The 25,584-nt window shown below is 44.0% G+C and carries 23 protein-coding genes; 17 read left to right on the forward strand and 6 right to left on the reverse strand.

The features are described 5' to 3' along the window. The first annotated feature begins 10 nt into the window (after positions 1-10). Both VX730_00070 and VX730_00075 read left to right on the forward strand, forming a co-directional pair. Positions 11-2,434: an acyl-CoA dehydrogenase gene (locus VX730_00070; GenBank protein ID MEC9290779.1), complete on the forward strand. Its 2,424-nt coding sequence runs from the start codon at positions 11-13 to the stop codon at positions 2,432-2,434. A gap of 193 nt (positions 2,435-2,627) precedes the next feature. After that, entirely contained in the window at positions 2,628-6,341 is a 3,714-nt protein-coding gene (locus VX730_00075; protein ID MEC9290780.1) for a FecR domain-containing protein, read from the forward strand. A gap of 39 nt (positions 6,342-6,380) precedes the next feature. Here the strand turns inward: VX730_00075 and VX730_00080 are convergent, their stop codons facing one another. Genes VX730_00080 through VX730_00095 form a run of 4 tightly spaced genes read right to left on the reverse strand, consistent with a single transcriptional unit; the run spans position 6,381 to position 10,229 of the window. Beyond that, complete coding sequence (locus VX730_00080; protein ID MEC9290781.1) at positions 6,381-7,418, reverse strand: queuosine salvage family protein; 1,038 nt, start codon at positions 7,416-7,418, stop codon at positions 6,381-6,383. A 5-nt stretch (positions 7,419-7,423) separates the two neighbouring features. After that, the gene (locus VX730_00085; protein MEC9290782.1) at positions 7,424-8,164 is read right to left on the reverse strand and encodes a DUF547 domain-containing protein; all 741 of its coding nucleotides are present in this window, start codon (positions 8,162-8,164) and stop codon (positions 7,424-7,426) included. Between the two features lie 33 nt (positions 8,165-8,197). Further along, complete coding sequence (locus VX730_00090; protein ID MEC9290783.1) at positions 8,198-9,559, reverse strand: FAD-dependent oxidoreductase; 1,362 nt, start codon at positions 9,557-9,559, stop codon at positions 8,198-8,200. Continuing rightward, entirely contained in the window at positions 9,552-10,229 is a 678-nt protein-coding gene (locus tag VX730_00095; GenBank protein ID MEC9290784.1) for a VTT domain-containing protein, read from the reverse strand. The genes VX730_00090 and VX730_00095 overlap by 8 nt, the downstream gene beginning before the upstream one ends. A 195-nt stretch (positions 10,230-10,424) precedes the next feature. Here VX730_00095 and rpmH point away from each other — a divergent pair, with 195 nt between their 5' ends. The 10 genes from rpmH (at position 10,425) to glyS (ending at position 18,412) form a co-directional block, all read left to right on the forward strand. Continuing rightward, positions 10,425-10,559 (forward strand): 50S ribosomal protein L34, encoded by a 135-nt coding sequence (gene rpmH / locus VX730_00100; GenBank protein MEC9290785.1) that lies wholly within the window; start codon positions 10,425-10,427, stop codon positions 10,557-10,559. Between the two features lie 65 nt (positions 10,560-10,624). Next, positions 10,625-10,984: a ribonuclease P protein component gene (gene rnpA / locus VX730_00105; GenBank protein ID MEC9290786.1), complete on the forward strand. Its 360-nt coding sequence runs from the start codon at positions 10,625-10,627 to the stop codon at positions 10,982-10,984. Positions 10,985-11,024: 40 nt separating this feature from the next. Then, complete coding sequence (yidD, locus tag VX730_00110; GenBank protein MEC9290787.1) at positions 11,025-11,258, forward strand: membrane protein insertion efficiency factor YidD; 234 nt, start codon at positions 11,025-11,027, stop codon at positions 11,256-11,258. An 8-nt stretch (positions 11,259-11,266) separates the two neighbouring features. Beyond that, entirely contained in the window at positions 11,267-12,970 is a 1,704-nt protein-coding gene (gene yidC / locus VX730_00115) for a membrane protein insertase YidC (protein ID MEC9290788.1), read from the forward strand. Positions 12,971-13,107: 137 nt separating this feature from the next. After that, complete coding sequence (locus tag VX730_00120) at positions 13,108-13,770, forward strand: HAD family hydrolase (protein MEC9290789.1); 663 nt, start codon at positions 13,108-13,110, stop codon at positions 13,768-13,770. A gap of 217 nt (positions 13,771-13,987) precedes the next feature. Beyond that, the gene (locus tag VX730_00125) at positions 13,988-14,578 is read left to right on the forward strand and encodes a TetR family transcriptional regulator (protein ID MEC9290790.1); all 591 of its coding nucleotides are present in this window, start codon (positions 13,988-13,990) and stop codon (positions 14,576-14,578) included. Further along, the gene (locus VX730_00130) at positions 14,579-15,112 is read left to right on the forward strand and encodes a TlpA disulfide reductase family protein (GenBank protein ID MEC9290791.1); all 534 of its coding nucleotides are present in this window, start codon (positions 14,579-14,581) and stop codon (positions 15,110-15,112) included. It begins immediately after the preceding gene. Next, a complete protein-coding gene (locus tag VX730_00135; protein MEC9290792.1) occupies positions 15,109-15,414 on the forward strand; it encodes a hypothetical protein in 306 nt (101 codons plus the stop codon). The genes VX730_00130 and VX730_00135 overlap by 4 nt, the downstream gene beginning before the upstream one ends. Further along, positions 15,411-16,319, forward strand: a complete 909-nt coding sequence (locus VX730_00140) for a glycine--tRNA ligase subunit alpha (protein MEC9290793.1) — start codon at positions 15,411-15,413, stop codon at positions 16,317-16,319. Before VX730_00135 ends, VX730_00140 begins: the two co-directional genes overlap by 4 nt. A 2-nt stretch (positions 16,320-16,321) precedes the next feature. Next, positions 16,322-18,412, forward strand: coding sequence for a glycine--tRNA ligase subunit beta (gene glyS, locus VX730_00145; GenBank protein MEC9290794.1), 2,091 nt, complete (start codon positions 16,322-16,324; stop codon positions 18,410-18,412). A gap of 162 nt (positions 18,413-18,574) precedes the next feature. Here glyS and VX730_00150 read toward each other — a convergent pair whose 3' ends face one another. Both VX730_00150 and VX730_00155 read right to left on the reverse strand, forming a co-directional pair. Beyond that, on the reverse strand, positions 18,575-18,823 hold the full coding sequence (locus VX730_00150) for a hypothetical protein (protein MEC9290795.1): 249 nt from the start codon (positions 18,821-18,823) through the stop codon (positions 18,575-18,577). 81 nt (positions 18,824-18,904) lie between these two features. Then, positions 18,905-19,741: a hypothetical protein gene (locus tag VX730_00155; protein MEC9290796.1), complete on the reverse strand. Its 837-nt coding sequence runs from the start codon at positions 19,739-19,741 to the stop codon at positions 18,905-18,907. 66 nt (positions 19,742-19,807) lie between these two features. On the opposite strand from VX730_00155, the gene VX730_00160 reads away from it, so the two are divergent. The 5 genes from VX730_00160 to asnB are packed head-to-tail and all read left to right on the forward strand — an operon-like array spanning position 19,808 to position 25,583. Further along, complete coding sequence (locus VX730_00160; GenBank protein MEC9290797.1) at positions 19,808-20,770, forward strand: glycosyltransferase family 9 protein; 963 nt, start codon at positions 19,808-19,810, stop codon at positions 20,768-20,770. After that, positions 20,763-22,004, forward strand: coding sequence for an O-antigen ligase family protein (locus VX730_00165; GenBank protein ID MEC9290798.1), 1,242 nt, complete (start codon positions 20,763-20,765; stop codon positions 22,002-22,004). The genes VX730_00160 and VX730_00165 overlap by 8 nt, the downstream gene beginning before the upstream one ends. Further along, positions 22,005-22,781 (forward strand): glycosyltransferase family 2 protein, encoded by a 777-nt coding sequence (locus VX730_00170; GenBank protein ID MEC9290799.1) that lies wholly within the window; start codon positions 22,005-22,007, stop codon positions 22,779-22,781. A gap of 10 nt (positions 22,782-22,791) precedes the next feature. After that, the gene (locus tag VX730_00175) at positions 22,792-23,823 is read left to right on the forward strand and encodes a glycosyltransferase (protein ID MEC9290800.1); all 1,032 of its coding nucleotides are present in this window, start codon (positions 22,792-22,794) and stop codon (positions 23,821-23,823) included. Then, positions 23,811-25,583, forward strand: coding sequence for an asparagine synthase (glutamine-hydrolyzing) (gene asnB, locus VX730_00180; GenBank protein MEC9290801.1), 1,773 nt, complete (start codon positions 23,811-23,813; stop codon positions 25,581-25,583). Before VX730_00175 ends, asnB begins: the two co-directional genes overlap by 13 nt. Position 25,584 lies beyond the last annotated feature (1 nt).

Genomic DNA, 25,584 nt, shown 5'->3' on the forward strand with positions numbered 1-25,584 from the left:
GAGATAAAAAATGACAACAATGATCTGTTATATTGGAGTTGCAATTCTTGCACTCTATGCACTCTTGTACCTAAGAAAAGGCTTTGCAGCCTGGGTATTTGGTTGTGCGATTCTATTTTATGGAATTCATACGCTATACAGCCCAGAAGGGGTTTGGTTTACAGCGCTGCTCTCTGTGTATGTGACAGCAATTCTTATTTTTGGTATTACGCCACTGAGACGTATTCTTGTGAGTAGCTTTATCATGAATATTGCGGCAAAAGTTCTGCCAACAATTTCAGAAACTGAAGATACAGCTCTTAAAGCGGGTACAACATGGCTTGAGGGTGAGTTTTTCTCAGGTAAACCTGACTGGAAAAAGGTAAAAGACTTTAAACCGAAAAAGCTCACAAAAGCTGAAAAGGATTTCCTAAATAAGCAAGTGGATAAGCTTTGCGGTATGATTGATAACGACCAAGTGCATTGTGATCGCGAGCTCCCTGAAAAGGTTTGGGATTACATTAAGAAGGAAAAATTCCTTGGTATGATCATTCCTAAAAAGTACGGTGGTCTTGGCTTTAGTGCGATTGGTCACAGCGAAGTTGTGACAAAGATTTCAAGCCGCTCACTGCCAACAGCAGTGATGGTCATGGTACCCAATTCTCTAGGCCCTGCTGAACTTCTCCTGCATTACGGAACAAAAGAGCAGAAAGATTATTACTTACCGCGCCTTGCTGTTGGTGAAGAAATTCCATGTTTTGCCCTAACAGAGCCACATGCAGGGAGTGATGCTGCCAATGGCCGTAGCTTTGGTACGGTTGTGAAGAAAAAGGTCAAAGGTAAAGAGGTTATTGGTATTAACCTAACCTTTGATAAGCGTTACATTACGCTTGCGCCAATTGCCACTGTGGTTGGTCTTGCTTTCCGTCTGTATGACCCTGAGCATATTCTTGGTGATGAGGAAGATATTGGTATTACATGTGCGCTTCTGCCACGCGATACAAAGGGTCTTAAAATCGGTAACCGTCATGATCCAATGGGCGTGCCATTCCCGAATGGTACCGTGCAAGGTAAAGACGTATTTGTTGAGCTAGACCGCATTATTGGTGGTAAAGCTTACGCAGGCCAGGGCTGGCGCATGCTTATGGAATGTTTGTCTGTGGGTCGTAGTATTTCTCTTCCATCACTCAGTGTGGGTGGAGCAGAGCTTACGGTGCGTGCTGCAACAGCATATTCTCAAGTTCGTGAACAGTTTGGTGTACCAATTGCTGCCTTTGAAGGAATTCAAGAGCGTTTGGTGCGTTGTGCTGCACTTGCCTATTCAATGGATGCAATGCGTGTTCTCACGTGTGGTGGTGTTGATGCGGGCGAGAAGCCATCGGTGATGTCTGGTATCTCTAAGAACTACCTAACGGAAGGTATGCGTACCTGCGTAAACGATGGTATGGATATCATGGCTGGTAGCGCTATTTGCCAAGGTAAGGCCAATATCTTTGGTCGTGCTTATCAGGCAATTCCAATTGGAATTACTGTAGAGGGTGCGAACATCCTGACTCGTTCTATGATTGTCTTTGGGCAGGGGGCTATTCGTTGTCATCCATACCTGCAGGCTGAAACAGAATCTATCCAGAATATGGATCTGAAAGCCTTTGATAAAGCGATCTTTGGTCACTTGAACCACTTTATGAGTAATACGGTTAAAGCTTTCGTGCTTGGCCTGACTGGTGGATATGGTGTTCCTGTATCGGGTGATGCACTTGAAAAACGCTACTATAGAAAACTGACAAGACTGAGCCTTTCATTTGCTTCATTGTCAGATTATACACTTCTAACACTTGGTGGTAAGTTCAAGTTTAAGGAAAGTTTATCTGGTCGTTTTGCAGACGCACTTGGCCATATGAGCCTTGCAATGTCTGCGCTTCACCGCTACCACGGTGAAAAGGATAAGGCGGCATACGCACCTGTTGTAGAACTTGCTCTGAAAACTCATATTTTTGAAATTGAGCAGGCGCTTAAAGAGGCGCATCGTAACCTGCCAAGTAACTTCCTTCGCTTTAAAATGGGGATTGCCATTGCACCGCTTGGATGGCGTGAGAAACGTCCAACGGATAAAGACATGCATGCTGTCATGAAAGTGCTGACTGATGCGAAGGATAAAGTACGTATGGGACTGTCTGAAGCTGTTTATACGCCTAAGAAAACAGACCCTGGCCTCGGTGAGCTAGAGGATGCTCTTGCAAAGGTGAAGAAGGCTGTTGCTGCGCGTAAAAAGCTGAATAAGGCGCGTCGTACGCATGGCGTTGAAAAAGCACCTCTGGGTGTGATGGCTGAAGCAGCGAAGAAAGCTGGTGCACTCACTGCAGCTGAAGCGAAACTCATTAAGGATGCTGATAAGGCAATGGATCATGTGGTGCAGGTTGCATCTTATGACCCTGAAGCTTACAAAGCACGATAATCTAATGAAGTTAGAAAGAGGGGCGCATGGGCGCCTCTTTTTTGTTCTGTTCTTGCAACTGTGGCTTTTTCTATAAGAGTTAGGAAGTGTTTGTCTTGCGTCAGAAAAGTATCTAAGCGCTTTAATGTTTGGCATCATAAAACTATAGCCCTTAAAGGGGCTGGATGACTGTTATGGATGAAGGGGACCTAAAATGATTCATAAAATTTTGAAGAGCATCTTTGTAGCTACGCTATTAACGATATGTGCCATTTCAGCTGAAGCTGCGGAGAAAGCTATTGGTAGTGTGAGTGCTATTTCTGGTGAGGCTTATGCTATTAATGAGGACGGCTCACGTGTCGATCTTGCTCTTAAATCACCTATTTTCCAAAATCAAACAGTCGTGACAGGTCAAGATGGTAAGGTCCAAATCATCTTTATCGATAACAGTATTTTTACAATTAGTGCCAACACAGAACTCCTTATTGATGAATATGTTTACAACGCTGATACGCAGCAAGGTAAATCAATCATGAATGCCACAAAGGGTGTATTTAAGTTTGTAACAGGTAAGATTGCCAAGAATAACCGCGAAGAAGTGAAGGTGAAGACACCGTTTGCAACAATTGGTGTGCGTGGTTCTGGTGGTATTATTGCGGTTGACCCAATTGCAGGGACACGTGTAGGTCTAACACAATGTTGTCTTGATGTTCAAACGCCAGGTGGCTCTATCCCTGTGGCGCTTGACCAGATGGGTACATTTATTGAAGTGCAGGACCCAGATCAGCCAGCGCCTCAGCCAAAACCTGTGGATGCTGCGTTCTCTCGTATTATTCAAGAAAACTTTAACGCAGGCTTTGGTCAGGATGATGGCTCTGAAAATCCATTACAAGTTAGTGAAAAACAGGAACGTAAAGCAGAGCGCCGTGAGGTTCGTAGAGAACAGCGATCTCAGCAAAAACCGCGCCTTGTAGAAGGTGAAGTTAAGCCTTTAGAGCCAGTGGCTGAAAATGATGACAAGCCTCTAGAGCCTATTGCAGAAACAGACCTGCAAGAGCCTGTTTTGGAACCTATTGTTTCAGATCCTTTGGTGAATGACCCTATTTTAACAACTTCAATTGAAGAAACTCAAATTAGTTTGGTAGATGTTAACCAAGACCAGGCAGATGATGATGCGACTGGTGGTAACTTGTCTACTAACACAACGCATATGGGTAAGTTTGTACGTAGATCTGGTGCAGGCCATATTGTTGAAGGGTCAATTTCTGGTCAGTTCCTAGCTGATGGTTCATTTGCTGCAAGAATTACAGACCAGGGGCGCACATTCTCAGCTCTTCTTCCAATTAGTGATAATGGCTTTGGTAGTGAGTCTTCAGTTGTGATTGATGGTACAGAATTTAATATACGTTACTTTAAGCACCCGAATGAAGAGTTCTTTGTTGTAAACCTCGAGGATGTTCATGGTACAGACAATATTGCAGTATTTGCAGGTGAGCCTTATAGTGGAGCGCTTCCAACAAATGGTATTGAAACATATGGATTTGTACCTAACTTCTCAAACTCAAATGTGAATGAGCAGGACAGGTTTGATGGCGTACTCTACAACGATTATATTAGCCGCAACTTTATTGGTGGTAACTTGAGCACAAGCCTTGATGGTAACGGTAATGTTGTGATTGATGGATTTGGTGCCGTATTTGGTGATATTGGTTCACATGGTCAAGCGGGTACATTTGCAGGCTATGAAGCGATGAATAATGAAGTGTTTACAGGAACAACCATGTCGGCTGGTTCTGATGCTTACTTTGGTTCAGGTCCTGCTCCTTCTGGTATTTTGTTAGAGACAAGTTCGGCAGGTGCTGGAGAAAGTATTGATAGCTTTGCGCGCCGTCCTGATGATGTAGACTTTACAACAAAAGCCAATGCTGACCGCAACCAAACAAGAACATACCGTGGATTTATTGGTGGCTTTATGAGTGTAGATGCGGACGGTAATGGCTCTCCTGAGTACCGCCGTCTGACAAACTCAGTTGTAAATGGCCGTGTTGATCGTGGTATTGAAGTGAATGTAAATACAGCAACAGATGCAACAAATAATGTGAGTGCCAAAATTGAAGGCTTCCTTGATGATGGCCAAGAAGATGTTAATACAAATGGAACAACACAAGAAATTGTGAGAGCTGATTTTGACTTTGGTACAGCAGCTCATTTGACAGCGTATGCAGCAGAGCAACAAACTTCAGGTGTGAACTCTGGTGTTGTTGTTGTGGGTGACTCTCAAGCTGATGTTGTTACAGTTTACGGAAACAGTGCCTCTACTGGTAGTGGCATGGTGGGCGGTATTGCAGGCGATGGATTTGGTAATGCTGTCGCTGTAAGTGGTGACTGGATGCTAGTAGGTGCGCCAGATGATACATCTGGTGGTACAGATGGATTTGTTCAATTTTATAAGCGTGATGCACAAGGTGTTTGGACAGCGCATGGTAGTATGGTGTCTTCTCCTGATTCAGAAGCTGGTGGAGAGTTTGGTTATGATGTTGCCATTCATGGTGACTTGGCCTTTGTAGGTGCTAAGCGCGAAGATGATGCTCTTGCTGATAATGGTGCGGTTTATGTTTATGAACTGAACGGCAACACTTGGGCTCCTACTGGTCAAAAAATTATTGGTAATGCAGCTAGTGACTTCTTTGGACGTGACGTTGATGTAAGCGGTAACTATATGGCTGTTGGTTCAGCCCAAGCTGCAACATTTAATGTTTACTTTAGGCACCCAACAACAGGTGTATGGCAAGACAGACAGGCTGTACCTAACATTTCAAACATGGCAGGTATAACGTCTGTTGCGATTAGTGAAAATGGAGACTTTGCAGCTGTAGGTAGCAGTAGTGCTGGTGGCTCAAATGGTGTGGTGCAGATTTTCCGTTGGAGTGGGAGTATGTATCAGCCTTATAGAGTGATTAATGGTAACTCTACATCTGGACTTGGTGAATCTATTGCTATTAAGCATGATAAAATCGTTATTGGTTCACCAGCAGAATCTAGAGGTTACTTGATTGATATGAACGCGCTTGGTGCAGGAGCAGCTGTTAATATTGGTGCTGCTGGTGCAGTCACAATTGATGGGGGGGCTGGTAACGGTCTTGGTGAAACTGTCGCCTTTAACGGTGATCGCGTTGTACTTGGTAATAGTACTTATAATGTAGGCGGTAATGGTGGTGCCTTTAGAATCTTTACCCTAAGTGGTGATCAGAGCGAGGTAATTGCATCAAGTAATCTATTTACGGGTGCTGCAGATGCAACGAATGATCTTGGTTCTGATCTGGCGGTTGCTGATATGGTGATTTCTCATAACAACCAAGGTGTACTTGTGAGTGATTTTGTAGCAGATCCTGCGCACCGTTGTACGGATTGTAATTATGCGCACTGGGGAATCTGGGCAGGTGCTCTAGAAAATGATGGCCTTGTTAGTGCTGGCGATCTTGCAAGAGCAGAGGCTGTTTACTACGTAGCTGGTGAACAAATGATGCAGGGTGCAGACCTTGATGCTTATGTAAGCACGACTCCTGGTGTTGTAAGCTTTAATGGTATGACAGCAGGTGCAATTGATACACATGGTACGCTCACGCACCATATCGGTAGTTTTGGTGCAGATGTGGACTTTGATAACCGTAACCTAAGTGTGACTGACTTTACACTTGGAGACTATAGCCTTTCAGGTGGTGCTGCAACTTGGTCAGCTGGGCAAGGTGCATTTACTGGTGCTCTTTCTATCGATAATATTGGAGCAGGTGGAGCAGAGACATTGAGTGGTGATATTAATGGTGCTTTCTTTGGGCCTGCTGCGGATGATATTGGCGGTAACTATAGCCTAGAAAATTCAGGACAGGATATTAAGGCTTCAGGTATTTACCTCGGTACTCAAAACTAAATAAATATGAAACTAAAAAGGCGGCAGGTGCCGCCTTTTTTAATAGAAGATTGTACGAACGCGGTGATGTGGTTCTGGGCGGTAGGCCGTCTTTTGGCTGAGATTCCAGAGCCACCAGTCTAGGGCTAGGGCTGTACAATGTACCCCGCGAGCTGCTGCAGCTGATTTGATTGCCTCTACAGCTTGGATGGTTGCTGCGCGGATTTCAATTTCTTCGGGGCTTGAGATATCAAACTCTTCAAGGTTTGCGATCTTTTCAGAAAGGCTGTCACTGTAAACCAACGCACCCATTGCTCTTAGAACCTGTGGCAGGCGGTAATCGGCAAAAATTGTGAGATGATCTATATCACGGAACTCACCAAAGCTTTCACCTCTGAATGCGCCCCATAGGTCTGCAGCTAGAATCTGTGCACGTTTAAGGAATACAACGTCGCGGCCATTATACTGTGCGACATCTTTAAGTGTAGAAAATTGAGTTGCAACTGTATTGGCAAGCTTTACAGCACTGCCTTTGGCGTCTTCAATAATGTACGCGAACTTGCCAAGGTATAGGTCTTGTAGAGTTTGACCGACCTCTTGCAGAACATGTACGCGTTCATCAAGCAGAGGAATAGGCCCTACACCGCCTAGAATCGATTTCAGTTTATTTCTATCGATCGTGGCAAGGAAAGAGGCATCTGTAAGTGGAACGCCACGTTCTTGGGCTTCTTTGAGTGCACAGGCAAGGGCCCAGTAGCCGCTGACTGTTTCGCCGTTATACTGAACTTCCCATGCTGGCTCTTCTTTATCTGCCCAGAATGAGAAGTTAAGAGCTGTGAGAATGAACAGCCATTGTGCTGTTGTCTCTGTTCCATCAAAGAAGTGACGCTCATAATCTTTACGGCTCCATGTTGGGCGACGTAGGATCAGGTTGTCTGAAAGAGACAGTGAAATTTTTGCAATGCTATCAGGGCAGATGCTGACGTCACGTGCGCTATGCATCACCGCTTCTGTAGACGTAATAATGTTTTGCTGAAGAGGTTCAACAGAGGAAATAGGCATCTGTGGTGCAGTGGATGCAAGAACAGAAAGTGACATACCCATTAGCTCCCTTTGTTGAGGTTCCAGTTATACTTAATGTAACTCTCGATATATAGGTTCTTTAAACCTGTGTATTGCGTTACGAACTTCTCTATAGAGGAAAAATCGTCTCTATACCACTTAAAAATTTGAGAAAGTTTCACAATTGATTCGCCTGAGCGTGATTCGACTTGAATACCTTTGGTTGGATTTGTGAGGAAATCTTTTGTTCTCGCGTCTAGTGTTGTGTAAATCTTTTCAGGGCTGTAAGCCTCTGGCATAAGGTCTGGGCATGATAGAGAGGCACAGTTCAGCGCAAAGTGAATGCGCGGCTCATTAAGAGATCTTAGAATAGAGTGCTCAATGTCATTCAGCGTGTAAGACTTTGGCCCCACTTGCCACTTAAAGTTATCCCAAGGGTTACCAAATAGACCACCAAGGTTACGGATCGATTGTGATTCATCTTTTTGAATGATCAGATCAATTGTAAGGAGGTTGTAGGTGTTAATCCAAAAAGCGAGAGTTTCCTCAACACTCTTAAGGGCGAGAGGGTCTGCTTTTTTGATTTGGATCATCGCTTTTTTATGGCGCTCATCACGGCCCCAGCTATCGTAATCTACAAGAGTGAGAGAAATACCTTCTTTGCTGCCACCTTTTACGTAGTCTTGAAGAAGTTCATCATAAAACTTGAAAGTATCCTGAACAGCAGCGTGCAGGTGACTTGAAAAGAATAGCGCAAAACTAAGAGCAATAAAGCGAATCATATTTAGCCTTGATATTGTTGTCTCTTTTATGAGTTAACCGAACAAGCGGTACATAACACGACTTATAACGCGAACGCTGCCTTTTTTCAAGAGTGGACTTGAGTGCTTTGAAATGAGTTTACCGTATAATTCACCTCGTGTTGGGTAGGCCCATGTAACACCTGAAAGGGTGCCAAACTTCTTATCATGATGAATCATATAACAAAATAGCGGGAGGAACTCTCCTGCATGTGAGCCTACAATGGTTGCGCCAAGGATGCGCGATTTTTTATTAATAATGACTTTGCAAAATCCTGTTGTATCTCCTTCAGTAATGGCACGATCCATTTCTGAGAAGTTTACGCGAATAACCTGAGCGTCAGGATGTTTGGCTTTGGCTTCTTCTTCTGTGAGGCCAACTTGTGCCAATTCTGGCGATGTATAAGTTACCCACGGCATGGCTTTTAAGTTTTCTTTTGCTGTAAAGGCGCCAAAGAGAACACGCTTAATAAAGAGTGAGGCGTCATAAGCAGCCATATGGGTAAATGGATGCTTGCCGGTAATGTCGCCTAGTGCGTAGATGTGCTTCACTGAGGTTTGGTTACTACCGTTCACGTCAATGCCGCGGGCAGTATAGGCAACGCCAGCTTTATCTAAGCTCATGCTATGGACGTTTGGGGCTCTACCCGTTGCAAGGAGAAGATGGGAGCCTTTAATGTCACCATCAGATGTGCTGACTGTAACTGTCGTTTTGCTACCTGAAACTTCTTTAACTTGAGTGCCTGTATGAATATTGACGCCTTTTTGTGTAAGGGCGTCGCGTACAATGGCTCTGGCATCTGCGTCGTCGCGAGGCAGAATATCTGGCGCGCCTTCAATAAGTGTAACTTGTGTACCAAGGCCTTGAAAGGCATCTGCCATTTCACAGCCAATAGGGCCTCCACCAATAATAATGAGGTGCTTAGGCTGTTCTTTAATCTTAAATAGGCTTTCGTTGGTCAGGTAAGGGACATCGCCAAGGCCATCAATCGGTGGAATTGCAGCTGTTGAGCCTGCTGCAATCACATAGCGCTTAGCTGTATAAATAGTACCACCAGCTTCAATGCTATGACGATCAATAAAATGAGCTTCTTCTTGGATGACTGTAACTCCAAGGCCTTCAAAGCGCTCTACGCTGTCATGCGGAGCAATGGTTTCAATGCTATGGTTCACTTGATCCATAGCCTCTTTAAATGAGAGGCCTTTTGCTGATGCAGAAAGAAGCGCCTTACTTGGCACGCAACCACTGTTGAGGCAGTCTCCACCCATTTCACCTTTTTCAAAGAGCACCACGCTGTAACCAAGTTGAGCGGCAACAGAAGCTGTTACGAGTCCTGCTGCGCCTCCACCAATAATAGCGATATCAAATTTATGCATGTGTCTTCTTTCTCTTTTTAAGGATTGCTGGAACCAGAGCTAGTGCACCTAGGAATGCAAAAGCAAGGAGCATTTGGGTGGAGAGGACGTCTTTAGGTTCGCTTAGGTTGCTGAGTGTTGAGCCAAAGTAGCAGTAAGCAGTGGTTCCAGGAATGATACCAACAAACGTACTGATGGCGAATGTTCTGAGTGGAATATTAAATAGGCTTGGCAGAATGTTGACTGCAAAGAATGGGAAGATAGGCACAAGGCGCAGGAAGAGTAGATACTCAAATGCATTATCTTCCATGTTGGCTTTAAACTTAGGTGCATATTTTTCTACCTTAGCTTGGAGTGGTGCACCAAGTGTGGTTCTGGCTGCCATAAATAGAATAACCGCACCAATGGTTGCACCCACCACAACAGAGAGGCTTGCCGTTACGGTGCCCATAAAAAATCCTCCTGCAAGGGTGAGGAGTGCGCCTGTTGGGAGGGCAAAAGCTGTACTTATAATATAAGCGAGTATAAAGAGCGAAATGAAGAGAGCTGTGCGCTCATCATAAAATGCCATGATCTGGCCTTTGTACTCTCCGAGGGCTTCAAAACTCAGGTACTCTGGTGCATAGATAGAGCCCATAGCAAAGACGCTTAGCATAAATAGGCCTAGGATGATTTTAAAATAACGTTTCATACTCTTGAATACTTTTCTGTTGGTTCTTATGTCTTTTAATACGGAGTACAATGCTATTTTGTTACAAAAAAAGTGCGCTTGCGAGAAAAAAGAGTTGACAAGATAGGGGTAAATTCCGTAAAAGGGCAACTGATTTTGAAATTCCCGTGTGAAACGGGGTAAAAACTAAGACAAGTTTAAACAAGGAGAACAACCATGAAACGTACGTATCAGCCAAGCCGTATCAAACGCGCTCGCCGTCATGGTTTCCGTGCACGTAAAGCAACTGTTGGGGGTCGTCGTATCCTTAACGCACGTCGTGCTCGCGGCCGTAAAGCTCTTTCAGCTTAATTTATTAAGCTAGATTATTCCGAAAGCGGCCACGTGCCGCTTTTGTTGTTCCCTTTAGGTGATATATGAAAACAAACTGTAACCATCCATTTTCTAAAATGAAGAAGCGCAAAGAATTTGTGCGCCTTGCTGCTGTAGGTGAGAAAGTAGTTACGAAAAGCTTTGTGATGCAATACGCAGAGCGTGAGGATACAGAAGTCCGTGTAGGGTATACCGCTAGTAAAAAGGTTGGTGGCGCTGTTCAGCGCAATAAAGCGAAGCGTCGTATGCGTGCCCTTGTTGGGGAGCATATCCGTTTGAATGCCGAGTCAGGCCTCTCTAAGGGATATGACATCGTGTTTATTGCACGCTACTCAATGGTCGATAGAGATTTTTCAAAAATTCAAAAAGATTTCCAAGGCGCCATTCAGGTGCTAAAGGCATAGTGTGAAATATTTATTTCTCGCATTTATTTGGTTGTACCAGATGATCGGTGCGCCCATGTTTCATCAGTTTGGAGGCCGTTGTAGGTTCCATCCGTCTTGCTCTCATTATGGTAAAGAAGCAATAAATCGTCATGGAGCGATAAAAGGGGGTTGGCTAACGGTGAAAAGGTTTATAAGATGTGGTCCATTCTCTGATGGGGGGTACGACCCTGTGCCGGAAGAATATAACTGCTTTTGTAGTAAGAAGAATTCGCAAAAGACATCAAAAAGATAGGATAGATAATGAGCTTTTTTCTGCCACCAGAAAATAAAGAAGGTAACGACAAAAGAAACCTGATGGTTGCTGTCATCATGAGTATCATGGTGCTTCTTGCATATGAATGGTATGTGCGCTGGACAGGCGTTGACCATGGTATGGTAAAAGGTGAGCAAACTGAAATGGCAATGGCTCAAGAGCCTGCTATGAATGAGGCAGGTCTTCCATCTGCACCTAAGATGATGCAGCAAAAGCCAATGGGCTTGGTTGCGAATGAATCTTCTGAAAATGTACAAACAACACGCCGTGTTCCAATTCGCTCAAATGTGATGGAAGGATCTATTGCGCTGACGGGTGGTCGCGTAGATATGTTGTCTTTCCAAAACTTTGCAACTGAGCCAATGGGCGATGAGATTGTAAGTCTATTTAGTAACAATAAAGGTAAGAGCCACTTCTTTGATGCGGGCTGGGTCTCTGAAAGTGTTCAAGCACCGGATGGGAACGCGAAATGGGTAGCGTCTGGTGAAGGTCTTTCTCCTGAAACACCACTCACGCTTACTTGGAGTAACAACACTGGTCAGGTTTTCCACCGTACATACACAATGGACGCTTCTCGTTACGTTCTTACAATTCAAGATAAAGTGGTGAACGAAGGTCCGAACGCTGTGGCACTCTCTCACTATGCACAAATTCATAAAACAGGTGTACTTGGTGGTTCGGGTGGTCTGAAATATAACCCAGATCGTAGTACGTTCTTTAACCACATGGGCCCAGTATCTGTGATTGATGGTATTCGCGCTGAGCCAGAGTATGACGATGTACTTGAGCAAAACACAACAACTGATGGTGACAGTGGCTGGATTGGTATGACAAGCCGTTACTTTATGGCTGCTCTTATCCCTGACCAAGGCCGAGAGCATGCGTTTACATTTAAGCACACAAAGCGTGGAGAAGATTTCTTTACAGCGCTGGTACAAAGTGAGCCAAAACTTCTTGCAAGTGGTGCAACGCTTGAGAGCGCGACACGTCTGTATGTTGGTCCGCGTCAAATTTCTGAACTCAAGAAAGAAGACGTTGGCCTTGACGGTGCTGTGAACTATGGTTGGTTTGATTTTATTGCACGCCCGCTTTATTCAATGATTATTTGGTTCCAATCTCATGTTGGTAACATGGGTGCGGCGATTATCCTTTCTACAATTGTTCTGAAGATCCTGCTTCTGCCACTTGCAAACAAAAGCTACCGCTCTATGGCGAAAATGAAGCTCATTCAGCCTGAAATGGAGAAGATGAAAGAGCGTTATGGTGATAACCGTGAGCAAATGGCAATGGCCATGATGGAAATGTACAAAAAGCATAAGGTAAACCCTATGTCTGGCTGTTGGCCAATGCTGGTGCAGATTCCAATCTTCTTTGCTTTCTATAAAGTAATTTTGATCTCGTTTGAGTTCCGCCATGCAGTATTCATTAACGGTTGGATTACAGACCTCTCTGCGCAAGACCCTCTATTTATCCTGCCAATTCTGATGGGTCTAAGTATGTACTTTCAGCAAAAGCTAAGCCCAAGCATGGGTGACCCAACACAGCAAGCTGTGATGCGTATGCTACCAGTACTGTTTACGGTGATGTTCCTGTTCTTCCCTGCTGCACTTGTACTGTATTGGCTAACGAACAACGTGCTTTCAATTCTGCAGCAGTACATCCTGATGAAGCAAGTTGAGAAAGCAAGCTAAATTCTACTTAGGACTTGCTGCAAATCATTTTCAAATGTGGTGCGCGCTCTTATGTATATAAAAATACACTGCGAGCTGTGCGCCTTTTTGAAAAGTGATTTTCGCGAAGCCTAAGCGAATTTATGAGAAAGCAAAGTATGTCTAAAGTGTTAAAAAAAGAGTTCCGCCATATCGAAAACTGGGTTTTCGATATGGATGGGACGCTGTACTCTCCTGAAAGCGGTATGGAGGATGCGCTTTGGGAGGCTTGGTTTGGCTTTTTGGAGAAAGAGCGCGGGTATTCTCCTGAGCAAGCTCAGAAGAGGTCTGAAGAGTTTTCAAAGGCATATGACGGCAATTCTTTTTATGGGTGGATGATTGAAGAGAATCTATCTTATGAGAAAATTATTAGTGTTTTTGATGCTGTAGATCATGATCTTGTTGAGCGTTGTGAGCGCACAAAAGCTGGCGTAGAGGCTTTGCCTGGTCGTAAATTCATTTTTACAAATTCTCACTTTAACCGTATTGATGTGGTTCTTGAGCGCTTGGGTCTGCTCGGTCATTTTGATGGGCTGTTTTATGTGCGTAAAATTGATGATGCTGTGAAGCCAAACCCTTTGGTTTATGATCGTTTTTGTGCGATTCATGGCGTAGACCCTAAAGCGAGTATTTTTCATGAAGACCGTATCGAGAACTTAAAGCCTGCTTATGACATGGGGATGCGCACAGTTCTCTTGCATACGGTACCGGATGGACAGCCTGAATATGTGGATTACACATCACGCTCTATCGCAGACTGGCTCTCAAGTGTTTGGGAATAACTCTGCCTATGCTTCTTGCTTATCAGGGCTCTTTTTTCCATTTTAACAAAGCTGAAGTAATGAGTTTTACTCAACGCTTTTAAAAAAGTAAAAAATTGTCCCTGAACGTCTTGTGGCCTTAAGCTAAGAATCCTGTGCCAGAGGTTAAAAATGCATTGTATTTTTACCTATGTTAGCGTATGCTGACCTGCACTTGAAAAAGGATAAAAATACACACATGAGTTTGACAAATCTGAGTCCGGGTAAGCTTAAAATCTTGCAAGCTGTTGCAACCCTTCTAGAAAACCCTTCTGAAAAAGTAACAATCAGCAAAATTGCTGATGTGGTTGGTGTTACTGATGCAGCTATTTACCGACATTATTCTTCAAAAGAAGATATCTTTAACGCGCTTTATTTGTACATGGAATCTAACTTCCTAAGTCCGCTAACAACGGTGCAAGAAAGTGAAAGCGCAACAGATGAGCGTATGTCTGTTGTGTTTGATAAATTCCTCGATTTCTTTTACGGTCACCCTGGTCTTGCACGACTCTTTTTAGGACACGGATCTTCAGGTTTCCCTGGCGCACCTGAGAAATTAAAACTTTTACATGCAAAAGTGCGTGCACAGCTGGCGCAAATTCTGCGTTACGGTCAAGCCAAAGGTGAAACGGCTAAGCTTGAGCCAGAGCAGGCGGTAGAACTCTTCTTTGGTTTGATTGCCAGTGCAGCACTTGCACAAGTTTACGGCTTTGCACAGGTTGATCAAGCACAGCGTTGGCAAGCTTTTGCGCAAGCGGTTTTTAATGTTCAACAACAGAGTGCTGCGTAAATGAAGACATTTGTTTTTACATGTGCGGCGGCATTGCTTGCTGTCGGTTGTTCATCTGAGGATGAGATATCAAGTAAGTTGCGCGATCATCCTGCAAACGCTCTTGTTGGGGAAGCCTTCCCTGAGTTTGATGTCGCAGAGCTTCCGTCGATGCAAAGTGCAGACGTTACTTTTGATAAGCCAACGGTTGTGAATGTGTGGGCTACATGGTGCCCGCCTTGTGTGAAAGAGCTTCCATCGCTAAGCGCTCTTGGTAAGCGTGATGACTTTGATGTGATTACCATTTCTACAGATAAACAGCCTGAGTTGGTGCAAAGCTTCTTGAAAAATAATGCGCTAGAAGAGCTTGATGTCAGACTTGACCCAATGGGTCGTAGAACGCGTGAGCACCTGAAAGCACAAGGACTTCCTGTAAGTTATCTTGTGGGTGCAGACGGTAAAATTTACCGCGTAGACGCTGGTGAGCGTGATTGGAACCATCCTAAAACAATTGAGCTTTTGAAGAAAACGCTACCAGAGGGAGGGAACTCATGACGCTACATGATGCTTTAAATGCAGCGCTTTATGCAGCGCTCATTATTATCATCTTCAAGGTTCTTGTGATTATGTTTAAATCTGGCCATGACATGTTTTACGTTCCTCCAGAGGCTGTGCCTTTTGAGGATGATGAAGACGAAGAAGAGTTTGATACTTTGCAAGTTTCAGAAGGCAAAATGCTTTGCCCTGTGTGTAAGGTAACAGTAATTCAAGTTCCTGCTGTTGGGGAACAAGCTATTTGTGGTGGCTGCAAACAAAGAGCCATCGAAGAATTTACAGAAAAGGAAAATAACTCATGACAGGCAAGACGCTAAGTTTTCAGGATATGATTTTGACGCTTGATACCTATTGGGCGGACAAAGGATGTGTGCTTCAACCTCCATATGACATGAACGTGGGGGCAGGGACTTTTCACCCTGCAACGGTACTTCGTGCTCTAGGTCCTGAGCCTTGGAATGCAGCTTACGTTCAGCCGTCACGCCGTCCAACAGATGGCCGTTATGGTGAAAACCCAAACCGTCTTCAGCACTACTACCAGTACCAAGTTGCGATGAAGCCAGCTCCAAAGAACATTCGCCAGTTGTACCTAGGCTCTCTTGAGAAGCTTGGTATTACATCGCAGGATCATGATATCCGCTTTGTAGAGGATAACTGGGAATCTCCAACACTTGGTGCATGGGGCCTTGGTTGGGAAGTTTGGTGTGACGGAATGGAGGTGTCACAGTTTACATATTTCCAACAAGTGGGTGGTTTTGAAGTGAAGCCTGTTTTGGGTGAGATTACTTACGGTATTGAGCGCCTTGCGATGTACATCCAAGATGTTGAAAGCGTATATGACCTGAAATTTAACGATCAGGGCGTAACCTACGGTGATATCTATCACGATAACGAAGTACAGTTTAGTGACTACAACTTTAACCATGCTGATACAGATATGCTGTTCCAGCACTTTAAGGACATGGAAGTTGAGTGCAGTAAGCTTGTGGAGCAGAACCTTCCACTTCCTGCTTACGATCATGCGATTGGGGCTTCTCATATCTTCAACGTTCTTGATGCACGTGGCGTAATTAGCGCGACAGAGCGCGCCGGCTATATTCTACGTGTACGTAACATGTCTAAGGCCTGTGCAGAAGGGTATTTGAAGCGTCGTGAAGAGCTTGGGTTCCCACTGCTTAAAAACAATTCTCAAAGTAAGGTAGCGTAATTATGGCGAATGTACTGATTGAACTTCTTGTTGAAGATATGCCATCTCGCGTACAAACAGGCGCGAAAGAGCAGTTTGCAAAATCGCTAGGCGCTTTCTTTGATGGTCTAGGACTAAAAGATGTGCGTATTGAGTCTTACGTAACGTGCGCACGCCTTGCAGTTATGGCTTACAACGTGCCAGAGCGTACAGCCGCTTCAGAAGATGAGCGCCGTGGCCCGCGTGCCGAAGCTGCTTTTGATGCGGATGGTAACCCAACAAAAGCGCTTGAAGGTTTTTTGCGTGGATGCGGAGAAGGTGTGAGCGCTGCTGACGTTGAAAAGCGTGAAACTGAAAAGGGCACATTTGTGTTCTATACAGTGAAAAAGCCAGCTCAATCTGTAAAAGAGTTACTGACATCTGAAATTGGTAACATTATTGATGGATTCTCATGGCCGAAATCTATGCGTTGGAGCGATGCACCAAAGGCGTTTATTCGTCCAGTTGAAGGCATTGTGGCCCTTTGGGAAGATTCTGTGATGGATATGGAATGGAACGGCATTAAGTCCGGCCGTAAAACACGTGGACACATGTTCCTTGCGCCTGAAACACTGACGCTGAACCATGCTGAGGACTATGTGTCTTCTATTCATAATGCACATGTAATTCTTGAACAGGAAGACCGTTTGAATGAAATTAAAAGCCAAGTGAGTGCGATTAGCTCTGATGGTGCAAAGATTGAGAAGGGGCTACTGAGTGAGGTGGCAGGCCTTGTTGAAGCGCCAACAGCTGTACTTGGTGAGTTTGATGAGCTGTACTTGGATCTCCCAAATGAACTTCTTGAAATTACAATGGCTGAACACCAGCGTTACTTCCCGATTTATGATAAATCAGGCGGTAAGCTTCTGCCAAAATTTGTCGGTGTTTCTAACGTTCCAGACCGTACTGGTAACGTAAAAACAGGTTACGAAAAAGTTCTGACAGCTCGCTTTAATGATGCCAAATTTTACTGGGATATGGATGTGAAAACGCCTCTACGTGAGCAAAGCTCTAAGCTAGAAGCGATGACATTCCATAAAGACCTAGGCCAGTTGAGCGAAAAGGTTGCTCGCATGCAGAAGATCGCGGGGCTACTTGGTGGTCGCCTTGTGGGTGTAGATAGTGCCCTCCTTGAACGTGCTATTAGCCTTGCTAAATGTGATCTTGTGACAGGGACAGTATTTGAATTCCCTGAGCTTCAAGGTTTAGTGGGGGCTGAAATTGCAGAACGTCAAGGTGAAAATGCATCAGTGGTTGAAGCCCTTGCAAGCCAGTACGCTTACGATGACTTTGCTTCTGTTGGTGCCGTGGCGCAAGGGCTTATCCTTGCTGACCGCTTAGATACACTTGTTGGATTTTACGCGGTAGGCCTTAAGCCAACAGGCTCAGGTGACCCGTTTGCACTGCGCCGTGCGGCACTTAGCATTATTCGCGTGCTGCGTGAGCACCAACTGCGTCTACCACTGAAGAGTATTTTTGAGCAAGTGTATGACCTGCATAATGCCCCTAAGGTCTCTAAAGAAGAGACAGTGAAAGAGCTACTTGCTTTCTTCATGAACCGTCTTCAGGTGCTGTTGAAATCAGAAGATATTTCTGCAGATTGTGTAGACGCTGTATTTGGCCTGAACATTGATGATGTTGTGGATGTTGCTGAACGTGCAACTGCGCTGCAAAGCTTCCTGAAAGGGGAAGATGGCGCGGCTTTACATGGTGCTTACAAGCGTGCAGCCAATATTCTTAGTAATAGTAGCTTTAATCAATGGGTGTTGGCTTCTAATAATGAAAAGTATATTTACCAGCATGTAAAACAGGAACTGTTTAAAGAAACAGCTGAGTATGACTTGTTTAATCAAATTGAGCTCATTTATACGAATGTTGAAAAGCAGTTAAAAGATGAAAGTTACAAAGATGCAATGAAATCTCTCAGCAATCTGCGTGAACCTTTGGACAAGTTCTTTATCAACGTTATGGTGATGGTGGATGATGAAGCTGTGAAGCAAAACCGCCTGCTTCTGCTTTCATCTATGACATCTCTGCTAGGGCGTGTGGCTGACTTTAAGCGCGTTGCAGGATAAAAATGATCTATTTGCATAACCTTTAATATTTTAATTTATGCTTAAGTAAGCTTTATTACTCAGCGCATGATTAAAATTTCAAATCTTATTGCAAAGCGTACCTTAGATTCATTTTTTAACCTTTGATCAAAAAAAAAGCCCCGCAGTGCGGGGCTTTTCGAGTTATACTGGAGACATGTTTCCGTTGGACCATTCAAAGACATGGTGGCCATTATCCTGCAGTTTTTTGATGGCAGCATCCATGGTCTCCTGCTCAAGGAGGATTGTATAGTCGCTGCCAAGAGGAATAATCTGATAGTCGATATCTAGCGCATCTAGAATATCTTCGGCCTCTTGCTGAGAGATCGAATTTTCATAGACTTCGATAGCCAGTTTTATGTCTGTAACTGGCTTTGATAAAATGTTGATCATAAGTCACCTGTTGAAAAAGGAAATAAAGAGACGTTATCTCTGTATAAGTAGCATGTAGAAAATATATTCTGCAATGAGAAATTAAGAGTCAGATTTTTTCTTTGGGCGCGCCCATTTAGGGGTGAAGGCTTCAATCGCATGTGTGCTGGTAAAGAGAGCTGAGCCTGTTTTAACTTCTTGTTCTTTGATGAGGGCAATACCTTCTTGTCCGAGCGTTGTAAAAACTTCCCCTGAAATACGGTCAGATTCATTTACAATATCAGCATTGCTTTTAATGAGCTGACTAGAGCGCACGTAGAAAAGCTTCCTTTTCGGTTCTGTACGGTGCTTGGTGCGAGCCGTAATTTCTTGCCCAACGTAGCAGCCTTTTTCAAAGTCGATGCCATTCAAGTGTTCAAGGCGCATTTCATTGGCAAGCGTGCCTTCAGTTCCATCAAATGGAAACTCTGGGATGCACTTATGGATGCGCTGCTTTGTGTATTCTTTTTCATCTTTATAGCCTGACGTGTCTTTACTTTCTTGAATGTAAAGTCGTGTGCCCATCTTTGGTAAGCGAGGGTCTTGCAGGCCATCTTCTCCCTCTAGATCAGAGAGAATAGTGAAGTCTTCTGTCATATCATGGAATTCTACATCTTCAGAAACTTTGTAGCCATGTAGAGATGTAGCAAGCTTCATGAGAATAGAGGCGTTTACATCCAGCATGAGGCCCTCTTTTGTTTTAAAGAAAAAGAAGTCGGCAATGATGCGTCCTTTAGGAGTGAGGTGGGCGCCATAGCGGAGTTCACCCTCTTTTAAGCCTTCAATGTTTTGTGTGATAAGGCCTTGGAGGAATGTTTCTGCATCAGAGCCACGCAAGCACAGAATACCTCTAGAAAAGAGGTAAATGTATTCGCTGTCTGGTCTGCTCTGTTTATCCATGATTTATCCCTTATTTTATGTTAGAACTGTGGGCATGTCTAGAGAGCATGAAAGTTAAGGCAAAAGATGCGTATTTTATTTGTGACACTTAGTAATATTGGTGATGTAGTTATGTCTACTGCCATTCTTACAAGACTTCTTGAACAGCACCCTGACGCAACGTTTGATATTGTGTGCGGTAAGCCTTCTGTGGGCTTGTTTGATGATTTCCCAAATAAAGGGGATGTGATTCCGCTGATTAAAATGAAGCATCATTTGCACTATGGTGCGCTGGCTTGGAAGCTGAGAAAACGTAAATATGATTTGGTTATTGATCTAAGAGGTTCTCTCATTAGCGTTATGGTTCGTACAAAGAAACGTATGGTCTTTCGTCGTAGCTCTGGGCATAGCGTTGACCAATTTGCCGCGATGATTCCAGCTTCTTCAAAACCAGAACCAAAACTGTGGATCAGTGATACAGCAGAAATGCCTTTTGAAGCAGAAGAAGGTAAGTTTTATATAACGCTTGCGCCAACAGCAAACTGGATGGGTAAGCAGTGGCCTCAAAAATATTGGGCTGAATTTGTACAAAAAGTAATCTCGGACAAATCTTATAAAAATACAAAGTTTGTTGTTCTTGGTGCTCCCCATGAGCGTGAAAGCATTGAAGATTTTATTGCATCGATTCCAGAAGATAACCTGATTGATCTTGTAGGTAAAACACCGCTAAAAGGTGCGATTGCAGCCATTGCAGGTTCTGACATGTTTGTTGGTAACGATAGCGGGCTTGGCCATATTGCTGCAGCTTTTAATGTACCTGTTGTCAGCTTATTTGGTCCAACAGACGATACAGTGTATGCACCTTATGGTGAACATGTAGAAGTTCTTATTGCGCCAGAAAGCGCTTCAGAAACACTAAATTTAGAACCTAAAGCATTGCCAAGAATCATGACTGATATTCAGCCAGAGATGGTGTATGATGCTTTACGAGCTTTACAAGATCGTTTAAAAGTAACGCAGGCAAAAAAGAAGGAAAAAACTTATGCATAGAGATGAAGTGAACACTTTGTGGCGTATTTCTGCCATTTGTATGGGGGCAGCTATGCCTGCAATGCTACTTGGTAAAGCCATTACATCTATCCTTCTGATTTTAGCCCTTATTTTTGGCATGATGGCTACAAAAGATACGAGTATTCGTAGCAGTGTTTCAATGTTTATGTCATCAACACTTGCGAAAGTTATTTTTGCTCTACTTGGTGCCTTTACTCTCTCTTCTTTATTCTCAATTGATCCTAACTACTCGCTTGAGCATACGGGGCAAATGGCAATGGTTGCAGTAGGGGCCTTCTTCCTGTTTGTTGTGCTACGTGAAATGCCATCTCGTTATACAAGCATGGTGATGCGTACACTTGTGATGAGCACACTTGTTGTGATGATTCTCTGTATTCTAGATGCGACGCTTCAGGATGAACGCCTGTCTTCAGCGCTTCATGGTAAAGATTTCTGGCGCCCACACCGTTTGAACTTTATGAGCCCAATTCTGGCGATCCTATTACCGTTTATGTGGGCTTGGATGCTTAAAATGTACCGTGAAAGTGAAGTGATGGCACGTTACCTTGCTATCCCACTTGTTCTACTTGGCGGTATTGCTGTCTTTCTAACAGGTGGCCGTGCAGGGTGGCTTGCATTTGGCCTTGCTGGTGTTGTGTTCCTTGGGTTTGCATCTCGTTACCATGGTATTGTTCTACACAAGCGCCACTGGGGACTTGGTATTCTAACAGCAGGTATTGGCCTGATTGGATACGGTTACAGTCGTGGCTATCACATTCTTATGGAGCGTATTCAGTTTTGGAATGAGCCATTTGGTGTGGGTTCTGGCCGTGATCAAATCTGGAGTTTTGCCATTGAACATATGGATAAAAACCCTGTGACAGGTATTGGTGTAAATGCATTTAGAAAGCTTCCTGTACCAGCAGAGGGAATTGCCTCAAATGCACATCCACATAACTTTATTATTCAGCTTTTCCTAGAAACGGGTGCGCTTGGCCTTATTGCAGGTCTTGTACTTTGGGGGCTTGTGTTTAAGCAATTCTGGCATGGTGCTAAGGCAGACCTTTACGCCCTTGCTGGATTGAGTTCATTCATGGCGTTTTCACTTGCAGCTCTGTTTAGTGCGTCTATCTTTAACGCAACATGGTTGGTATTTGCAATTGTGCCTGCACTGATTGCCTACCGCATGGGATGGAGAACATCGCGTACACTGACAAAGAAGAAAAAAGCATAAATGAGCGTTTTTATTTCTGGGCTTATTGTTGCCCATAATGAAGAGCAAAAGATTGAGGACGCTTTAAAGTCTCTCGATTTTTGTGATGAGATTATTGTGGTGCTTGATAACTGTACAGATGGTACAGAAGGCATTTGTAAAAAGTTCACGAAGCATATCCTAAAAGGTTCTTGGCCAATTGAAGGTGAGCGTCGTGCTATTGGTATTGATGCTTGTGCGGGTAAATGGATTGTTGAGCTGGATGCGGATGAGCGTGTGAGTGACCCTCTTAAACGCGAGCTTCAGCATACGCTTAAAGATGCACCTGATGGATACTTCCAAACACCTATTGATAACTATGTTGGTGGCCGTTTGGTTAAGCATGGTTGGGCCGGCTCTTTTGGAACGACACGTACTAAAAAGGTATTTAGTAAAGGCTCTAAAGTTTGGGGTATGGATCGTGTGCATCCTAAGCTTGAACTTAAAGGGCAAGAGATGGAACTCTTTAACCCAATCGTGCACCTTGTAGACGATGATATCGATGACATGATTGATCGTTTGCAGCGTTACAGTACAGCGATGGCAAAGGACATGAGGGATCGTCATGAGCCTGCGCCACACCCGCTTAAAACATTCAGAAAAATGCTGACGCGTTTCTATAAAAGCTACCTGGGTCGTAAGGGCTATAAAGAAGGTCGTATGGGATTCTTCCTTGCTGTTGTTACGGCAATGATGCCACTTATGATTCATGTTAAACGAGCGTATGAATATACAGATGACGCCGGCAAAAAATCATAAAAAATCCTGCTTGCAGATTATTGGCGCGAAAGGCTCTGGTGGAGCTGAGGCCTTCTATGTGCGTTTTGTTAATGCACTTTCTAAGCATATGGATGTGCACTGTGTTGTGCGTGAAAAAAGTTGGGTTTCAAAACAGCTGAATGCGTCAAATTTGATTCTGCACGAACTTCCTTTTGGAACGATCTTTGATTTTAAAACTAGAAGTAAAATCAACTCATTATCAGATGAATTTAAACCTGATTTTTCACAGGTGTGGATGAATCGTGCAGGTCAAAAGCTTCCAAAAATGAGCGCACCTGTCGCTGGTCGTATGGGTGGTTATTATAATCTTAAATATTACAGAAACTGTGACCATTTGATTGGGAACACAGAAGATATTTGTGCTTACATGAAGACAGAAGGTTGGCCTGAAGAGAAGATACATTATCTTTCTAACTTCCCTGTGATGCCAGAAGAGGGCTGGCAGAAAAAACGTGATGAAGTTCGTGCTTCTCTAAATTTGAAAACAGGTGACAAGGTCATTTTTTGCGCAGGCCGTTTGCATGAAGTCAAAGCATTTGATGTGGCCATTCGTGCACTTTCAAAACTTCCTGAAAATACGCATATGATTTTGGTTGGCTCTGGTGGCCTACAAGATAATCTTAAAAGGTTGGCTTCTGAACTTAATGTTGATGGTCGTATTCACTTTATGGGCTGGCAAGATAACATTACACCATTTGTGGCTGCGAGCGACATCTGGCTTGCGCCGTCTCGTTATGAACCTCTCGGCAATATTGTACTGGAAGCTTGGGCGCACGAAAAACCTGTGGTAGCGGCGCGCTCTAAAGGGCCTGAGAGCTTGATTCAACATGAGAAAACAGGATTGTTATTTGATATTGATGATGTGGATGGTTGTGTCTCTCAATTACAAACAATGTTGGGTAATGATAAGGCTGCAAAGGGCATGGTTAAAGAGGGGAGTGCTTTCCTGAAAGAGAACTTTGGGGAAGATGTGATTATGAAGAAGTACTTGGAGTTTTACGAGCGTATATGTGCGGAATAGCAGGATATCTTTTTAAAAGCGGTGCACGCCTTTCTGAAAGCCACTTAGAGGGCCTGACACAAGGCGCTGTACAAACGATGCATCACCGTGGGCCAGATGGTCATGGGGTACATACAGAAGAGGGGGCGCTGCTTATTCATACACGCCTTTCTATTTTGGATGTAGAACATGGTGACCAGCCTTTATGGAGTCAATGCGGTCGCTATGTGCTGATTGGTAACGGTGAGATTTATAATTATAAAGACTTGCAAAAAGAGCTTTCCCAAAAAGACATTGCTTGTAAGACAGGATCAGACTGTGAACCTGTTGTACACCTATTTGCAGAGCTTGGCGCAGAAGTTTTCCATAAGCTGCGCGGTATGTACGCCCTCGCTATCTACGATACTCAAGAGAAAACTTTGACCCTTGCACGCGACGCCTTTGGTATTAAGCCACTTTATATTGCTGAAACAGGTCTTGGTGTAGGTTTCGCTTCAGAGCCGAATGTATTTCTGGCTTCAGGGTGGGTGAAGCGTCAGCTGAATGATGAGAAGCTTTCAGAAGCGCTCGTTCAAAATTGGACAGGTGGTAAAGAGACTCTCTTTAAAGGCATTCAGCGCTTAAGCCCTGGTGAAGTGTTGACACTAAAAGACGGCAAAGTGATTGAGTCTTCAATTATTCCTGCGCTGAGCACTGCGCCTTATGATGCAACGATGGACGAAGCCTTAGACGCGTTTGATAATATTTTCATGGAGAGTGTGGAAAAGCATATGCAGTCAGATGTACCGTTTGGTGTGTATCTTTCTGGTGGCGTAGATTCTTCTGCTGTGACAACAGCCATGGCTGAACATGAAAAGCAGGTAAATAGTTTTTCTGTTGGTTTTGATAGTAACGACGTGCCTGATGAAACAGGCCTTGCAGAAGAGGTGGCAGATGCCCTCGGTGCCAACCATCAAAACATCAGCTTTTCAGAAGAAGATTTTTGGAAGTATCTGCCAGTTATGGTGCAACATATGGATGACTGGTGCTCTGATTACGCCATTCTTCCAGTCCTTAAGCTTTCTGAATTTGCCTCGCAGCATGTGACTGTGGTGCTAAGCGGTGAAGGCGGAGATGAGTTCTTTGCTGGATACAGCCGCTATAGAAAGCCTTTCTGGAAGGGACTGTTCAAAAAACAGAAGAATGATAGCCAGCGTTTTCCTGCGCTCTTTAAAAATGAAATTCAGCTTCAAAAATCTGATGCACCAATGGAGCTAGACTCTCTGCAAAAGAAACAATGGCAAGATATTACAGGCTGGCTTCCACATGATCTTCTCCTCAAGCTTGACCGTTCTTTAATGGCTTATGGCCTTGAAGGTCGTGTGCCTTTTGTAGATAAGCAGGTCTCTAACTTTGGCTTTTCACTCGCACGCCATTTAAAGATGAAAGGGAAAGTCGGTAAACTTCTTGTGAAAACATGGCTTTCACACGTCGTGGCGGGTAAATTCTCTAAAGGGGGATATCTCACGTTTAAAGAGTCTCTCTTTGGTAAAAAGCGTGGCTTCAGTGTACCGATTGCACATTGGCTTTCTAACCGTACAGAGAATCTTTCACAATATTTTAAATCAAGTGAATGGCTTGAGAACTACATCGAACGCAGTGAGCTTGAAAAATGGTTGAGTGCTGGCAAGCTTAGCCAAAAGCAGGCGCTTGTGGTGTTTCGTTTGCTTTCTCTGTGTTTGTGGTATGATGTGCATATTGCAAACAAAGGCTATCCAGAAATGTTAAAGAAAGAGGGCTAAG

This window comes from Pseudomonadota bacterium (assembly GCA_036141575.1).
Classification (GTDB): domain Bacteria; phylum Pseudomonadota; class Alphaproteobacteria; order UBA2136; family JAPKEQ01; genus JAPKEQ01.

Bases quoted from the DNA above. Each gene is read 5' to 3' on its own strand.
- VX730_00095 (MEC9290784.1), bottom strand. From the start codon at position 10,229: ATGAAACGTTATTTTAAAATCATCCTAGGCCTATTTATGCTAAGCGTC.
- VX730_00125 (MEC9290790.1), top strand. From the start codon at position 13,988: ATGAGTTTGACAAATCTGAGTCCGGGTAAGCTTAAAATCTTGCAAGCT.
- VX730_00135 (MEC9290792.1), top strand. From the start codon at position 15,109: ATGACGCTACATGATGCTTTAAATGCAGCGCTTTATGCAGCGCTCATT.
- VX730_00160 (MEC9290797.1), top strand. From the start codon at position 19,808: ATGCGTATTTTATTTGTGACACTTAGTAATATTGGTGATGTAGTTATG.
- VX730_00155 (MEC9290796.1), bottom strand. From the start codon at position 19,741: ATGGATAAACAGAGCAGACCAGACAGCGAATACATTTACCTCTTTTCT.
- yidC (MEC9290788.1), top strand. From the start codon at position 11,267: ATGAGCTTTTTTCTGCCACCAGAAAATAAAGAAGGTAACGACAAAAGA.
- asnB (MEC9290801.1), top strand. From the start codon at position 23,811: ATGTGCGGAATAGCAGGATATCTTTTTAAAAGCGGTGCACGCCTTTCT.
- VX730_00130 (MEC9290791.1), top strand. From the start codon at position 14,579: ATGAAGACATTTGTTTTTACATGTGCGGCGGCATTGCTTGCTGTCGGT.
- VX730_00075 (MEC9290780.1), top strand. From the start codon at position 2,628: ATGATTCATAAAATTTTGAAGAGCATCTTTGTAGCTACGCTATTAACG.
- rnpA (MEC9290786.1), top strand. From the start codon at position 10,625: ATGAAAACAAACTGTAACCATCCATTTTCTAAAATGAAGAAGCGCAAA.
- VX730_00080 (MEC9290781.1), bottom strand. From the start codon at position 7,418: ATGTCACTTTCTGTTCTTGCATCCACTGCACCACAGATGCCTATTTCC.
- glyS (MEC9290794.1), top strand. From the start codon at position 16,322: ATGGCGAATGTACTGATTGAACTTCTTGTTGAAGATATGCCATCTCGC.
- VX730_00150 (MEC9290795.1), bottom strand. From the start codon at position 18,823: ATGATCAACATTTTATCAAAGCCAGTTACAGACATAAAACTGGCTATC.
- VX730_00165 (MEC9290798.1), top strand. From the start codon at position 20,763: ATGCATAGAGATGAAGTGAACACTTTGTGGCGTATTTCTGCCATTTGT.
- VX730_00085 (MEC9290782.1), bottom strand. From the start codon at position 8,164: ATGATTCGCTTTATTGCTCTTAGTTTTGCGCTATTCTTTTCAAGTCAC.
- VX730_00170 (MEC9290799.1), top strand. From the start codon at position 22,005: ATGAGCGTTTTTATTTCTGGGCTTATTGTTGCCCATAATGAAGAGCAA.
- VX730_00070 (MEC9290779.1), top strand. From the start codon at position 11: ATGACAACAATGATCTGTTATATTGGAGTTGCAATTCTTGCACTCTAT.
- VX730_00120 (MEC9290789.1), top strand. From the start codon at position 13,108: ATGTCTAAAGTGTTAAAAAAAGAGTTCCGCCATATCGAAAACTGGGTT.
- rpmH (MEC9290785.1), top strand. From the start codon at position 10,425: ATGAAACGTACGTATCAGCCAAGCCGTATCAAACGCGCTCGCCGTCAT.
- VX730_00090 (MEC9290783.1), bottom strand. From the start codon at position 9,559: ATGCATAAATTTGATATCGCTATTATTGGTGGAGGCGCAGCAGGACTC.
- yidD (MEC9290787.1), top strand. From the start codon at position 11,025: ATGATCGGTGCGCCCATGTTTCATCAGTTTGGAGGCCGTTGTAGGTTC.
- VX730_00140 (MEC9290793.1), top strand. From the start codon at position 15,411: ATGACAGGCAAGACGCTAAGTTTTCAGGATATGATTTTGACGCTTGAT.